Origin of the sequence: Motiliproteus sp. (genome assembly GCF_965230735.1) — a bacterium.
In the GTDB taxonomy this organism is placed as follows: domain Bacteria; phylum Pseudomonadota; class Gammaproteobacteria; order Pseudomonadales; family Balneatricaceae; genus Motiliproteus.
This window is the reverse complement of record NZ_OZ246016.1, coordinates 357,750-371,694: the sequence shown is the minus strand read 5'-3', so window position 1 is coordinate 371,694 and position 13,945 is coordinate 357,750. Positions and strand designations below refer to the sequence as shown.

The following is a 13,945-nucleotide window of genomic DNA, read 5'->3' as shown; positions in this document are numbered from 1 at the left end:
ATCGATGCGCCAGCCCTACACCGGTAACAGTCGTTTTCCTCGGGAGAAAAGATGATGAGCGCAGCTGCAAAGATGGGCCGCGTTGAGGCCGACATCACCGTCATCGGTGGTGGCCTGGTGGGGTTGGCCGTCGCGCTGGGTCTGCAGGACCGGGGCCTTCGGGTCGCGGTGGTGGATGAGGGTGATCTGGCTTTGCGAGCCTCGCGGGGCAATTTCGGCCTGGTCTGGGTCCAGGGCAAGGGCGATACCTGCCCGGCCTACGCCCGCTTGAGTCGTCGCTCGGCGCGCCTTTGGGGCGACTTCGCCGCAGGTTTGCAGGCGTCCACCGGGATTGATGTGCAGCTGACCCAGCGGGGCGGTCTGTTTATCTGTCTGGAGCAGGACGAGCTGCAGAAAAGGGTCGAGATGCTGGAATCGATGCGCCGTCAGCACGATGGCGACTATCCGTTCGAGGTGTTGGATCCGGCCGCACTGAGGGACAAAGAACCGGCAGTCGGATCGACCGTGGCCGGAGCTACCTGGGGGCCGGAGGATGGCCATGTTAACCCATTGCTGCTGATGCGGGCGATGGTGCAACGTTTTCTCGATGCCGGTGGTCAGCTCCTGACCGACGGCCCGGTGGAACGGATTGAATCCCACAATGGCGCGTTCCGACTTCAGGGTGCTGGCTGGGCTCGGGAGACCGGACGGGTGGTGTTGGCTGCCGGGCTGGGTAATAAGTCACTGGCGGCTCAGGTGGGGTTGAATGCGCCGCTGGAGCCCAATCGGGGCCAGGTGCTGATCGCCGAGCGGGTGCAGCCGTTGCTGAACTACCCCAATGGCCATGTTCGCCAGACCGCCGAAGGCACGATTCAATGCGGTGATTCCAAGGAAGATGTCGGTTTCGACTGCGGTACCACCACCGAGGTGGAGGCCGCGATCGCCGCGCGGGCGATTCGAATGTTTCCCGCGCTGGAGCAGGTCCGGCTGGTGCGCTCCTGGGGCGCGTTGCGGGTGATGACCCCCGACGGCTATCCGATCTATCAACAGAGCGAAAGCCACCCCGGAGCCTATTTGGTCACCTGCCATAGCGGTGTCACGCTGGCGGCGGTCCATGCCGGTCCGATCGCGGACTGGATTGCCGGTGAAAACAATGCCGGCGAACTTGAATTGGAGGTTTTCCATGGCGACCGTTTCTAACTTCAAACGCTTGCCTGCCAACGCCGCTGCCGAAGTCTGTATCTGGGTCGAAGGGCAGCCGGTGACGGCCCGCGAAGGTGAGAGCGTCGCCGCTGCCGTATTGGCGGCAGGCCTGGGGCCGACCCGTACCACCCCGGTGTCGGACAGTGCCCGCTCGCCCTACTGCATGATGGGTGTCTGCTTCGAATGCCTGATGGAGATCGACGGCCAGGCCAATAGCCAGGGTTGCATGACGGCGGTCGGAGAGGGGATGCAGGTCCGTTTCCAACGGGGCATTCGTGCCGTGCCCGCGGACACGGAAAAAGACGCGGGAGAAAACCGATGAATCATTATGATCTCGCCATTATCGGTGCTGGCCCGGCCGGGATGGCTGCCGCTGTTACGGCAGCCGAAAGCGGACTCCAGGTGGCCCTGATCGATGAGCAAGCCCGTCCCGGCGGACAGATTTACCGCAATGTCGGCAGCCCGGCGTTGCGTCAACGGGAGATTCTGGGGCCGGATTACTATGCCGGTGAACGCCTGGTGGAGGCGCTGGATCACCCGCAGATCACAGATTTCAGTGGCGCCATGGTGTGGGAGGTTCGAACCGACACCCTCTGTCTGACCGTCGATGGTCAGAGTCGCCAGATCGGTTTCCAGCGGTTGCTGATCGCCACCGGCGCCCAGGAGCGTCCGGTGCCGTTCCCCGGCTGGACCACGCCGGGGGTGATGACCTGCGGGGCGGCCCAGATCATGTTGAAAACTAGCGGCCTGGCGCCCAATGGCCCCTTAATTATTGTCGGTTCCGGCCCGCTGTTGCTGCTGATTGCTTGCCAGCTGAGTCGAGCCGGGGTTGAGATCGAGGCACTGCTTGAGACCACACCACGGCGCCGCTATCTGGAATCGCTGTCGGCCTGGCCCGGCGCGTTGCGCGGCTGGCGCTACCTGCTCAAAGGAGCATCGATGCTGGCCGAACTACGCCGTCGTGGGGTTAAACACCTGAGCGGCGTCAGTCAGCTCCGAGCGGAGGCCGATGCGGAGGGTCGACTCTGTGGATTGAGTTACCACCTAGGCGGCCAGCCACAGCGGTTGGACTGTGCGACCCTGCTGGTGCATCAGGGGGTGGTCCCCAACGTCCAGCTGAGTCGCTCGATTGGAGCTGCCCATGACTGGGACGAGCTGCAGCAATGCTGGCGGCCCCGGTTGGACTCCTATGGTGAAACGACCCAGGCCGGTGTGTTTATTGCCGGTGATGGCGGCGGTATCGGCGGGGCGCTGGTGGCCGAATTGCAGGGTCGCCGTGCCGCCAACCGGATCGCCAATCAGTTGAGTCGACTCGGCGCGGCCGAGTTTGAGCATCGTGCCAACAGCCTGCAGCGTCAGATTGATTCCCAGTTGGCGATTCGACCGTTTCTGGATCGGCTCTACCGTCCCGCCGATGAGTTTTTGCGACCCAGCGATGAGACCCTGATTTGTCGTTGCGAAGAGGTTCGTGCCGGAGAGATCCGCCAGCTTGCTCGCGGCGGCTGCGCCGGTCCGAATCAGGCCAAGGCGTTCAGTCGCGCCGGGATGGGGCCCTGCCAGGGGCGGCTTTGTGGGTTGACGGTGTCGCAGCTGATGGCCGAAGCCAGTGACCGCCCGGTGGAAGAGGTGGGTTATTACAACATCCGCTCACCGATCAAACCGGTGACCCTGGGTGAGGTGGCCGGGTTGGTGGCCGATCAAGATCAACAACCGCAGGTACCGCAGGTTGCGGAGCCTTCAGAAGTTTCAAATTATCAAAGGAGCGTCAGTCGATGACCATTGAACGTTACCAGAGCATCGAGCGTTACCAGACCAGCGAGCGGATGAGCCGCGTGGTGGTGCACAACCAAACCGTTTACCTCTGCGGCCAGGTGGCCGAGGACCGCAACGCGGATATTTCCGACCAAACCCGCACCATGCTGGCCAAGGTCGACCAGCTGCTCGAGAGTGTCGGCAGCAGCCGGGATAAGCTGTTGTCGGCCACCATCTACCTGAAGGAGATGGCCGACTTTGCCGGGATGAACGCGGTCTGGGATGACTGGGTACCCAAGGGGCAGGCACCGGCCCGCGCCTGTGTTGAAGCGGCCATGGCCTCCCCCGAGCTGCGGGTGGAGATCTCTGTGGTTGCCGCCCTCTGAATCACTAGCGCTGGCTCTAATGTCAGCGCGCCTCTCTTTACTATCCTCCCAATCACCTACCCCTGCCAAACCGTCGATCCGCCCCCTGACTGAGTGGCGACGCTGGACCCGCTCCTGCTCACCGGTAATACTTAGCCAAAACAACGTCGCTATTGAGCAGTACGATGCATCCGTTGGATCTGGCCGGGTTGGCCTTCTATTTCATTTTGCTGATTGTGATCGGCTACCTGAGTTCGCGCCGGGTTAAGACCAGTGACGACTTTGCCGTGGCCGGAAACCGGATTACCTGGCCGATTCTGTTCGCCACCCTGGCTGCCTCGTTTCTCGGTGGTGGCGCCTCGATGGGCCGGGCCGGTAAGTCCTTCACCGACGGCTACGTGTTTATGTTCGTCGCCGCCTCCTTCCCCATCGCCACCGTGCTGACCGGACTTTATGTGGCGCCTAAGCTCAAGCGCTACGTCGGCGCCCATACCGTCGGCGATGTGATGGCCCACCATTACGGTGCGCCGTCGCGGCTGTTCACCGGTCTGTTCTCGATGATCTACTGTATCGGCATCCTCGGCGCCCAGGCATTGGCGATCGGGACCGTGTTTAACGCCATTCTCGGGGTCGAGGTCAGCACCGGCATCTTGCTGGGAATGGCGGTGGTGCTGCTTTACTCCACCCTCGGGGGGATGTGGGCGGTTATCCAGACCGATGTGCTGCAGTTTCTGATGTTGGCGCTGTTCGTGCCGCTGACGTTGTTGATCGGGGTGCAGCAGGTGGGTGGCGCCGAGGCGCTGATCGAACGCCTGCCCGAAGCCCATTTCAGTATCATGGGGGACTACAGCGTCGGTCTGTTCGTCAGCCTGTTTATCGCCTACCTGCTCGGTGAAACCCTGGTTCCGCCGTATACCCAGCGAGCCCTGGCCGCCCCCGATGCGCGCAACGCCAAGTGGGGTTACAGCCTGGCCGGTGGCTTCGGCTTCCTGTTCTACTTCTGCACTGCCACCATCGGCCTGGTGGCGCTGGTGCTGTTCCCCGATATCAGTCCGGACCGGGCTCTGCCCGAGCTGGTCCGTACGGCGTTGCCGGTGGGGATCACCGGCTTGGTGTTGGCGGCGTTGCTGGCGGTGGTGATGTCCACGGCCGACTCCTACCTCAACTCGTCGGCGGTGGTGTTCGTGCGCGATATCTACCAGAGTTTTATCGACCCGGATGTGGATGAGCGAAAACGGCTATGGATCGAGCGCGGTGTCAACCTGGGGATCGGTATCGGCGCGGTGCTGTTCGCGCTGTACGCCACCTCGATTATCGATGCACTGCTGCTCAGTTATGCACTCTGGGCACCGACGGTGTTGATCCCCTTTGTCGCGGCGGTGGTGTGGGATCTGAACTGCAAGCGGGCGGCGTTGGCGGCGATGCTGGCCGGCGCACTGGTGACCATCGTCTGGAAGTGGGGACCGGTCGATCTGCAGGCCTTGACCGGGCTGACCGCGCTGATCGCCGGGGTGCTGACCAATATCGTCGTGTTCGTCGGGGTCTATCGACTGGCGCGGGTGCCGATCCCCGGTGCAGCCCTTGGGGAGGAGCGTTGAGATGCATTGGTACGAGCTGCTGATCTATTCCGTCACCGGGCTGTCGATCGCCACTACGCTGGTGATCGGGACATTGGCCTGGCGGTATTTTCGTGACAACTGATTTCGGCCTTGCCCGAAACCCATTCAAATCCGGACTATTAACCCGGCTTTAACCCGGTGGCTGCTTTACTGCCGTGATCGATCAACCTGTGGGTGTGCTGTCTATGATTCATATGCAAATCCGACGCCGTTTGCCGGCGGAGATCCGATGATGGTCGGCGGGCAGACGTTGCAGGTGCTGTTGGTCGAGGATGATCGTGATCTGGCCGCTTCGGTGGCCGACTACCTGGCGCTGGAGCAGATCCAGGTGGATCATGCCTATAACGGGCCGGCGGGTTTAACGCTAGCGACCGAAAACATCTATGACGTGCTGTTGTTGGATCTGATGTTGCCCCGCATGGATGGTCTAACCCTGTGCGAAAAGCTTCGCGCACAGGGCGTCGACACGCCGGTGTTGATGTTGACCGCGCGGGATACCCTGGATGACAAGCTGGCCGGCTTTGAGGCCGGAACCGATGACTATCTGGTCAAGCCGTTCGCGATGGAAGAGCTGATCGTGCGGTTACGGGCGCTGGCAAAGCGCCGTAGCGGTCAGGTACGCAAGCTGCAGGTGGCGGATCTGAAACTGGAGTTGGAAACCCGTATCGCCAGTCGCGCCGGACAGCCGTTGAAATTGACCCCCAGCGGCTGGATTCTGCTCGAAGCCCTGGTCCGCGCCAGTCCGGCGGTGGTGAGCCGTCGCCAGTTGGAACAGCTGTTGTGGCCCGATACCCTTCCCGACAGCAACAGCCTCAAGGTGCATCTTCACCATCTGCGCAAACAGGTGGATAAGCCGTTTGAGCGACCGTTAATCCATACCTTGCCGGGCCAGGGGGTATTGCTCAAAGATGGCTAAGCGAGCCCGGCCCCTAACCATGCGACGCGAGCTGGCACGCTATGTGCTGGGTTTGTCGGTACTCACTGCGCTGGCGTTTATTCTGTTGCTGAATGACTACTTCCATCGCGGCCTCAGTGAAGCCTCGAAGGCCGCAATCCTGATGGAGGTGCGGGCATTTGAGGAGGAATACCGGCTCAGCCCCTATACCCCGTTACCCAGCAGCTATGTGACCCGGTTCTTCCTGGACGATTGGCGTCAGGCACCGCCACTGTATCAGCGGTTGATTCAGCTCGACTCGCTGCAGGCCGGCAAATTCAGCTACGTCGAGTGGACTCCCCACGGCAAAGCGGAGTGGCAGGATTCGCGCTATCTGGTGATCTATTGGCATAAATTACCCGACCAGCGGGATCTGTTTGTGGTGACCGATTTTGACGCCAATCTGCTGACCCCACAGGAGCAACGCGAGTTTGATTCGGCGCTGGTACAGATCCTGATCTACGGTGGCGTCTATCTGCTGCTGATGCTGGTGGCGGTCTGGTTCTATAACCGTCGGACCCAGCAACGGATTGAGCAGCTCAGCCATTGGGCCGAGTCCTTGACGTTGGATTCATGGAGCGAGCCCCGGCCGGATTTTCGCTATGACGAGTTGAACCGGATCGCCGGTCAGTTGCAGCAGGCGTTCGAGCGCATTGCATCCCTGCTGGCGCGAGAGCACCAGTTTTTGCGCCACGCCAGCCATGAGTTGCGCACCCCGGTGGCGGTGGTCCGAGCCAATATGGAGCTGCTCGAACGGTTGGAGCTGCCGTTGCCGATGCAGCGCCCGATCGAACGGGTACGGCGGGCCAATCAGACCATGCTGCAGCTGATCGAAACCCTGCTTTGGCTCAGCCGTGAGAATGAGGCCGCGCCCAATATCGCCGAGGTGAGGGTGGACCAGTTGCTGGATCAGCTCAGCGAGGAGCTGGCGTATCTGCTGCAGGATAAGCCGGTTGAGCTGCAGCGACGGTTCGATGCCGGGCAGCAACCGCTGTCGCTGCCGGTGACGCCATTGCGGATTGTGCTCAGCAACCTGCTGCGCAATGCCTTCCAATATACGAGCGAGGGCGAGGTCAGGATGATCCTCAGTGGTCGGCAACTGGTGATCGAGAACTCTGATCTGGGTGAGAGCGAGGCCGACAGCGATAACAGTTTTGGACTCGGGCTGATGCTGGTACAGAAGATCTGCGAGCGGCTGGGCTGGTCGCTGGAGCTGCAGTTTTCTGAGCATGGCGGTCGAGCGCGTCTGCAACTGCCTGACGTCGAAACCGGGTCCTGACCGGTTTGTCTGCTCAACGGCTCGGGGCTTGAATCAATAGCCCCAGGCCGAAGCCCATCAGCACCACGCCCGCACCCCGTTCAAACCAGTGCAGCCGCTGCCGCAGGTAACGCTGTACCCGCTGTTGACCGATCATCGAGGCCACCAGCAGGTCCCAGCACAGTACCGCCAGCACCATCCAGGCTCCGCAGAACAGCTGCTGGATCAGACTGACCTCGCTGCCCAGAATGACCGTCATCAAGCTCATATAGAACAGCGCGTTTTTCGGGTTCAGCAGCGCCGAGTTCAGCCCCAGCAACAGTTGGCGTAATCGGCCGGGAGTGGGCTGGGTAGCTGTGGTTTCCAGGCTCAGTTCAGCCGGCCGGCTTCTGAGCAACTGGATTCCGATCCAGCCCAGATAGCCCGCGCCCAGGATTTCGATGGTGGAAAACAGCCAGGGCAGATCGCGGATGCCGCTCCAGCCCAGGATCGCAACGGCGATATAGACCGCATTGCCCAACGCCACGCCGACGCAGATATAGCGACTGCCCGCCAACTGATGGCGAACGGCGTGGGCGGCGATCAGAAAGAAATCCTGCCCCGGACTCAGCAGCGCCACAAAGTGGGCCAGCGCCAGGGCAGGGAAGGCGGCGGGGATCAGGGATTCTAATGACATCGGGGCTTACCAGTGGAACGAGACCCGCTCACTGTAGCCGGCTACGGTCACTCGTTATTGTCGAAAATTGACCGACTCTGCTGGTATTGCCTTGGGGTTGAGGCGGTGTAGTTGACGAAGGCGCGATGGAACTGGCTTTGGTCCGAGAAGCCTACGGCCATGGCGACTTCAACCAACGGTAGATCGTTGCGTAATAGCCGCTTGGCTTGCTCGATCCGGGCGTTGGTGAGGAAGGCCTTGGGGGTGATACCGAACGCTCTGCTGAATCGGCGGATCAGGTTCTCTTTGGAGTGTCCGAACTCGCGGGCCAGCTGCTCCAGGCTCGGCGGTTGGGCCAGATCATTGAGCAGACGATGCTTGAGCCGTTGATCCAAGCCGTCTTCGGAATCCTCGATCAGGGTCGGCGAACACCAGCGGCTGAGCAGCTCAAACGCCAGCGTCTCAGTATTCGCCTCTGCCTGCGCTAGCTCGTTGCGATCCAATTGATCAACCAAGTCCAGATAGCGCTCGAACAGGGTTGGGTCGTCGATGATTCGCCGATCGCAACGGAACCCTTTTAGCGGTGCTTGATACAGGCGTGATAACTGCTCCAGACACCAAGGATGGTCGAGATAGAGCATATGGTAACTGCGTGGCTGCCCGTCAATCGGGTTACAGGCATGTACCCGTTCGGGTTCGATGATCACCAGCTCGCCGGCCTTAATCGGATGCTGATATCCATCGATCGTCAGGCAGGTCTGGCCTTCGGTGACGGCGCCGATCGACAGCTGCGGATGACTGTGTGCCTTGTAGCCCTGAGTACTGCGGCAGGTGCTACGCAGAGCCAGATGGGGTAGTGCAGGGTAGCGCTGAAAGTGTTGATTGATCTGTCGAAGGTGCAGAACCAAGGGGATGTCCTGTTGGATGGCTGCCATTGTGAGAGGGCCAATCCTCCCCGGACTGTGCCGGGGAGGCTATCCTCGTCAGCGCTTGGCTTAGGAGAACTTGGCCTTGCGGTTCTCCAGAAAGGCGCTCATACCTTCCTGGCGATCTTCGGTGGAGAAGCTCAGACCGAACAGATCGCTCTCCATCACGCAGGCGTTGTCCAGATCCAGATCCTGACCCCGCTGGACCAGCTGCTTGGTCAACTGGATCGCGCTGCTGCTCTTACCGGCGATCATCGCGGCCAGCTTCAGGCCTTCATCGGCCAATTCCGCCTGCGGATAGACGTGGTTGACCAGACCGCGGCGCATCGCCTCTTCGGCCGACATGCTACGACCGGTGACCAGCAGCTCCATCGCCATGGCACGGCCGACCAGACGGGTCAGACGCTGGCTGCCACCGAAACCGGGGGTGATACCCAGGTTGACCTCGGGCTGGCCAAATTTGGCGTTTTCGGCGGCCAGGATGAAGTCACAGCTCATCGCCAGCTCGCAACCGCCACCCAGGGCGTAGCCGTTGACCAGCGCCACCACCGGGATACGCAGGGTTTCCAGGCGACGGAAGATCCGCATGCCCTGTTCGGCGAAGGCTTTACCCTCGATCGGGGTCAGGTGGCTCATGTGCTCGATATCGGCACCGGCAACGAAAGACTTCTCACCAGCACCGGTGATCAGCAGCACGCGGGCACCCGGATCGGACTCGAGGATCTCGATGGCGATATCCATCTCTTTCAGGGTGTCGGCGTTGAGCGCGTTCAGGGTCTTGGGGCGGTTGATGGTCAGGCGGTAAACACCCTGCTCCACTTCGTCGAGAAGGATGTTGTTGAACTCCTGGCGAGCATCAAGAATGGTTTGGTTCATGGATTGGTCCTCAACCAGGGGTGTTAGGAATAGTCGTAGAAGCCGCGACCGGACTTACGGCCCAGATAGCCGGCGTCGACCATCTGCACCAGCAGCGGGCAGGGGCGGTACTTGCTGTCCTTGAAACCGTCGTAAAGCACTTCCATGATGCTCAGGCAGGTGTCCAGACCGATCAGATCCGCCAAGGCCAGCGGCCCCATCGGGTGGCTCATACCCAGCTTCATCACGGTGTCGATCTCTTCGGCGCTGGCCAGATTTTCGTAGAGGCAGAATACGGCTTCGTTGATCATCGGCAGCAGGATCCGGTTGGCGACAAAGCCGGGGGCATCCTTAACGTCCACCGGCACCTTTCCGATCTCTTCGGCCAGCGCAGTAACCTGCTGGAACACGGCATCGTCGGTCTGCAGGGCACGGATCACCTCGACCAGCTTCATCATCGGCACCGGGTTCATAAAGTGCATGCCGATCACCTTCTCGGGGCGCTGGGTAACGGCGGCCAGGCGGGTGATGGAGATGGATGAGGTGTTGGTGGCCAGGATCGCGTCGGGCTGGCAGATCTCGTCCAGGCTACGGAAGATCTTCTGCTTCAGCTCTTCGTTCTCGGTGGCCGCTTCGATCACCAGTTGTGCCGGGGCCAGGGCGGCCATATCGGTGTTGATACTGATCCGTTCGACGATTGCGTCAGCGTCGGCTTGGCTCAGCTTTTCCTTCGCGACCAGGCGCGCCAGGCTTTTGCTGATGGCGCCTAAACCCCGCTCCAGCGCTTCTTGGTTCAGGTCACAAAGCGTCACTTTAAGACCGGCTGCCGCGCAGACCTGAGCGATACCGCTGCCCATCTGGCCAGCGCCTACGACTCCCACCTGTTCAATCGTCATGTTGATACCTTTATCTGTCTGGTTTTATCTGGGAATGATGTTTTGCTTCCCCGGTGGTGCGCCGCTTTGTGCGGCTGCACAAGGGGTGATCCTCGCTTCCGAGTGTCGCAGGCTGGTCGAGCTGCGGTCAAGAAAATGCGCGAAATACATCAAAAATGCAGTTTTTAACGGTATTTGCATTGAAGATGTATATGGGCGCCATGTCGTAGGGTTATCGGTCAAGAGAGCGGGTGCAGCAAGTAGCGAGTGCCGCAAGTATAATACCGATCGGTCGAACCACCTCCGCTCTGCAGTCTGTTTTTCCGATCGGTTTTTTCTCACCGCTTCTCTTCTCGCTGCTGCCCCGCCTGGCTTATGCCGGTTTGGATGTTTTATCGGGGGTTGCCGAGCCTTCGTTGTCGTCATCCACGGCAGCGGATGACGACAAACTGGTCAGGCCGAAGTCCTCCAGAATGCAGAAGCAGCAGGGCACCACGAACAGCACCAGCAGGGTCGAGCTGGCGATGCCGAACACGATGCTGACGGTCAGCGGGATCAAGACCTGGGCCTGCAGGCTGGTCTCGAACAGCAGCGGGGTCATGCCGGCGATGGTGGTCAACGAAGTCAGCAGCACCGCGCGGAAGCGGTCATGGCTGGCCCGGGCCGCGGCCGCGTGGATGCTGAGTCCCTCGGCGACGCGGCGCTTGACGAACTCCACCAGCAGGATCGAGTCATTGACCACGATCCCGGCCAGCGACACGAAACCGAGCATCGACGGCATGGTGATATCCAGTCCCAGCAGCCAGTGGCCCCAGATCACCCCGATCAGCGCCAGCGGGATATTCAGCATCACGATGATGGGCTCGAGGTAGGAGCGGAACTGAAAACTGAGCAGCACGAAGATGCCCGCCAGCCCCATCAGGAAGGCCGACTTCATCGAGCCCTGGGTTTCACCGCCTTCGGCGACCTCGCCTTTGAGCTTCAGGCTGACATCCGGGTAGCGTTGCTTGAACTCGGGCAGGAAGTTGGCCTGCATATGGCCGAGCACCGCGGCGGTGTTGTTGACGCTGGCGTCGATATCCCCGAGCAGGGTTAGGGTGCGTTGATTATCGACCCGATGAATCCGCGAATAGCTGCGGGTGGAGACGATCTCGGCGATATCTCCCAGCGGGATGATGGCGCCGTTGGCTGGATTGATGATTGGGAAGTTATCGAAGTCGGCCAGCTCGTCGCGCGAGGCCTTATCCAGCTCCACCACCAGGTCGTAGGTTTCCAGTCCGATACTGGTCTCCAGCACCTTGGCGCCCTGGAAAGCGGCACGCAGCTGGGACGAGATCGTCTGGGCTGTCATCCCCAAGCTGTAGGCGCCCTCCTTCAAGTGCAGGGTAAATTCCGGCTTGCCCGGACGCAGGTCGTCGAGCAGGTTGGAGACGCCGGGGTAGCCCGCCAACCAGTGCTTCAGCTCCTGGGAGGCCTGGCTGAGTCGATCCAAGTCCGAGCCCTGCAGTCGAATCTCGATTGCCCGGCCGGCCGGGCCGAGACTGGGCTCCTTGATGGCGATACTCCAGGCGCCGTTGAGGCTTTCAGCCCGCTCCAGCCATTGCCGTTTCAGTTCGTTGATCGAGAAGTGGCGCTGCTCGGCGGTCAGCAGATCGACACTCAGGGTGGCCAGGTGCGGACCCGATTCGAAGGCATCGGCATTGGTGCCGTACTTGACCGTGACCGCTTTGATCACCTGCTCGCCCTGCTGTTCGCTCAGCGGCGCGGCGATCTCGTTGAGCTGCTGTTTCAGCTGGGCGACCAGCGCCTCGGTTTTGTGTAGCGGTGTGCCGGTGGGCATCAGCACCCGGGCCTGCAGGATATCGCCCTCCACGGTCGGAAAGGCGGAGAACTTGACGATTCCCGACGGCAGCAGACTGATGGAGACGATCAACAGCGCGATCACCGCACCGACAAAACCGTAGCGGATTCGGATTAGACCGCCGACTGCTTGGTCGATCTTCAGTCGCAGTTGTTCGAACAGCGCGTTGACCTTTGTTTGGATCAGCGACGGAGCGGTGCTGCGGGCATGAGACAGCGAGTGGTACAGATGATGAGGCAGGATAAAGAAGGCTTCGATCAGCGACACCGAGATTACCGAGATCAACACGATCGGAATCACCACCAGAATCTGGCCGATATCGCCGGTCAGGCTCAGCAAGCCACTGAAAATGCAGAGGGTGGTCAGGAACGATGAGAACACGCCACGGGCCACCACGCGGGTACCTTCGATGGCGGCCTGCAACGGCTTACTGCCCCGGCGGATTTGATGACCGATGCTCTCGCTGATCACGATGGCGTCGTCCATCAAGACCCCGAGCGCCAACAGCAGCGCGACCATCGACAGCATGTTGATGCTCATGCCGAACTGGCCCAGTACAAAGGCGCTGGCCAGGAACGACACCGGCAGTCCCATCACCACCCAGAAGGCGTAGCGGGTGCCGAAGAACAGCCACATCACTGCGAACACCAGCAGCAGACCCTGCCAGGCGTTGGTACCGAGCATCTGGATCCGGTCTTTGATGATGCTGGTGGAATCCTGGGTCAGCGCCAGCTCGACCCCCGGCGGCAGTCGATGCTGCTCGGTGTCGATAAAGCGTTTGACCTGCTCGAGCACGTCGAGGCTGTCGTCGATGCTGTTCTTGCGGATCTGCAGGAACGCCGCCGGCTTGCCGTTGTAGGTGACCCGATTCTCATCGGTATCGAAATCGCTGTGGATGGTGGCGATATCGCCGAGGCGCAGCTCGCCGCCCTGTTCACCGTCGATGACGATCAGCTTCGCCAGCTCGTCGGTGGTGCGCTTCTCGTCGCTGAAGCGGATCTGATATTCGCGCCCGGCGGTACTCAGCTCGCCGTCGGGCATATCCAGATTCTGGCCCCGGACGATATCGGCGATCTGCTCCAGGCTGAGGCCGTATTGGCGCAAGTTGTGCTGCGGTACGTGAATCTGGAATTCGCGGCTGGCGAACCCCTGGATCTCGATCAGCGGGATCGCGGTGGTCTGCTGCATCCGCTGTTTGAGTTGCTCGGCCAGGGTTTTCAGCTCCCGTGGCGGCAACTCTGCGCTCAGGGCCAGGGTGACCACATCCTGGGTGCGACCGGTCTCCTCGACCACCGGCAGTTCGCTGTCGTCTGGGAAGTTGTCGATGCCGTCGACAGCCGATTTGGCGTCGTCGAGAAACCGATCGAAGTCGCCCGATTCGAGCATCTTCAGGGTCATGATGCCGACCGAGTCACGGGCCTCGCAGCGTTTCTCCTCCATAAAGCTGATGCCGTCGATGGCATCTTCCAACGGCTTGCAGATCCCCAGTTCGACATCGGTGGGCGCAGCGCCGGGGTAGGCCACGGTCACCTGAACTTCGTAGCGATCGATCTCCGGAAAGGTCTCGCGTTTGATATCGGGCAACGCCAGCACCCCGGCCAGCATGAACATCCCCATCAGCAGGTTGGCGGCGGTGGGGTGGGCGGCAAAGAAGCGGATCATC

12 protein-coding genes are annotated in these 13,945 nt (G+C 61.1%); 7 read left to right on the top strand and 5 right to left on the bottom strand.

Features of this window, described 5'->3' with window-relative positions; all coding sequences use genetic code 11:
* Positions 1-51: 51 nt before the first annotated feature.
* From ACO05M_RS01750 to ACO05M_RS01720, 7 genes are all read left to right on the top strand, one after another.
* Positions 52-1,179: an NAD(P)/FAD-dependent oxidoreductase gene (locus ACO05M_RS01750; RefSeq protein WP_421867002.1), complete on the top strand. Its 1,128-nt coding sequence runs from the start codon at positions 52-54 to the stop codon at positions 1,177-1,179.
* Complete coding sequence (locus ACO05M_RS01745) at positions 1,163-1,504, top strand: (2Fe-2S)-binding protein (RefSeq protein ID WP_421867000.1); 342 nt, start codon at positions 1,163-1,165, stop codon at positions 1,502-1,504. The genes ACO05M_RS01750 and ACO05M_RS01745 overlap by 17 nt, the downstream gene beginning before the upstream one ends.
* Positions 1,501-2,958, top strand: a complete 1,458-nt coding sequence (locus ACO05M_RS01740; protein WP_421866998.1) for an NAD(P)/FAD-dependent oxidoreductase — start codon at positions 1,501-1,503, stop codon at positions 2,956-2,958. The genes ACO05M_RS01745 and ACO05M_RS01740 overlap by 4 nt, the downstream gene beginning before the upstream one ends.
* The gene (locus tag ACO05M_RS01735) at positions 2,955-3,320 is read left to right on the top strand and encodes a RidA family protein (protein WP_421866997.1); all 366 of its coding nucleotides are present in this window, start codon (positions 2,955-2,957) and stop codon (positions 3,318-3,320) included. The genes ACO05M_RS01740 and ACO05M_RS01735 overlap by 4 nt, the downstream gene beginning before the upstream one ends.
* Positions 3,321-3,484: 164 nt before the next feature.
* Positions 3,485-4,897 (top strand): sodium:solute symporter family protein, encoded by a 1,413-nt coding sequence (locus ACO05M_RS01730; RefSeq protein ID WP_421866996.1) that lies wholly within the window; start codon positions 3,485-3,487, stop codon positions 4,895-4,897.
* A 271-nt stretch (positions 4,898-5,168) separates the two neighbouring features.
* Positions 5,169-5,834 (top strand): response regulator transcription factor, encoded by a 666-nt coding sequence (locus tag ACO05M_RS01725; RefSeq protein WP_421870628.1) that lies wholly within the window; start codon positions 5,169-5,171, stop codon positions 5,832-5,834.
* 19 nt (positions 5,835-5,853) lie between these two features.
* Entirely contained in the window at positions 5,854-7,131 is a 1,278-nt protein-coding gene (locus ACO05M_RS01720) for a sensor histidine kinase (protein ID WP_421866994.1), read from the top strand.
* Between the two features lie 13 nt (positions 7,132-7,144).
* On the opposite strand, the gene ACO05M_RS01715 is transcribed toward ACO05M_RS01720, so the two are convergent.
* The 5 genes from ACO05M_RS01715 to ACO05M_RS01695 all read right to left on the bottom strand — a co-directional run bounded on the left by ACO05M_RS01715 (position 7,145) and on the right by ACO05M_RS01695 (position 13,944).
* Complete coding sequence (locus ACO05M_RS01715) at positions 7,145-7,786, bottom strand: LysE family translocator (protein ID WP_421866992.1); 642 nt, start codon at positions 7,784-7,786, stop codon at positions 7,145-7,147.
* Positions 7,787-7,833: 47 nt separating this feature from the next.
* Entirely contained in the window at positions 7,834-8,700 is an 867-nt protein-coding gene (locus tag ACO05M_RS01710; RefSeq protein WP_421866990.1) for an AraC family transcriptional regulator, read from the bottom strand.
* Between the two features lie 60 nt (positions 8,701-8,760).
* Positions 8,761-9,567, bottom strand: coding sequence for an enoyl-CoA hydratase-related protein (locus ACO05M_RS01705; protein WP_421866988.1), 807 nt, complete (start codon positions 9,565-9,567; stop codon positions 8,761-8,763).
* Between the two features lie 23 nt (positions 9,568-9,590).
* A complete protein-coding gene (locus ACO05M_RS01700; protein ID WP_421866987.1) occupies positions 9,591-10,442 on the bottom strand; it encodes a 3-hydroxybutyryl-CoA dehydrogenase in 852 nt (283 codons plus the stop codon).
* A 352-nt stretch (positions 10,443-10,794) separates the two neighbouring features.
* Positions 10,795-13,944 (bottom strand): efflux RND transporter permease subunit, encoded by a 3,150-nt coding sequence (locus ACO05M_RS01695; protein ID WP_421866986.1) that lies wholly within the window; start codon positions 13,942-13,944, stop codon positions 10,795-10,797.
* Position 13,945 lies beyond the last annotated feature (1 nt).

Coding starts and splice junctions, on each gene's coding strand:
- ACO05M_RS01740 (WP_421866998.1), top strand. CDS start 1,501: ATGAATCATTATGATCTCGCCATTATCGGTGCTGGCCCGGCCGGGATG.
- ACO05M_RS01750 (WP_421867002.1), top strand. CDS start 52: ATGATGAGCGCAGCTGCAAAGATGGGCCGCGTTGAGGCCGACATCACC.
- ACO05M_RS01735 (WP_421866997.1), top strand. CDS start 2,955: ATGACCATTGAACGTTACCAGAGCATCGAGCGTTACCAGACCAGCGAG.
- ACO05M_RS01700 (WP_421866987.1), bottom strand. CDS start 10,442: ATGACGATTGAACAGGTGGGAGTCGTAGGCGCTGGCCAGATGGGCAGC.
- ACO05M_RS01715 (WP_421866992.1), bottom strand. CDS start 7,786: ATGTCATTAGAATCCCTGATCCCCGCCGCCTTCCCTGCCCTGGCGCTG.
- ACO05M_RS01720 (WP_421866994.1), top strand. CDS start 5,854: ATGCGACGCGAGCTGGCACGCTATGTGCTGGGTTTGTCGGTACTCACT.
- ACO05M_RS01710 (WP_421866990.1), bottom strand. CDS start 8,700: ATGGCAGCCATCCAACAGGACATCCCCTTGGTTCTGCACCTTCGACAG.
- ACO05M_RS01705 (WP_421866988.1), bottom strand. CDS start 9,567: ATGAACCAAACCATTCTTGATGCTCGCCAGGAGTTCAACAACATCCTT.
- ACO05M_RS01730 (WP_421866996.1), top strand. CDS start 3,485: ATGCATCCGTTGGATCTGGCCGGGTTGGCCTTCTATTTCATTTTGCTG.
- ACO05M_RS01745 (WP_421867000.1), top strand. CDS start 1,163: ATGGCGACCGTTTCTAACTTCAAACGCTTGCCTGCCAACGCCGCTGCC.
- ACO05M_RS01695 (WP_421866986.1), bottom strand. CDS start 13,944: ATGATCCGCTTCTTTGCCGCCCACCCCACCGCCGCCAACCTGCTGATG.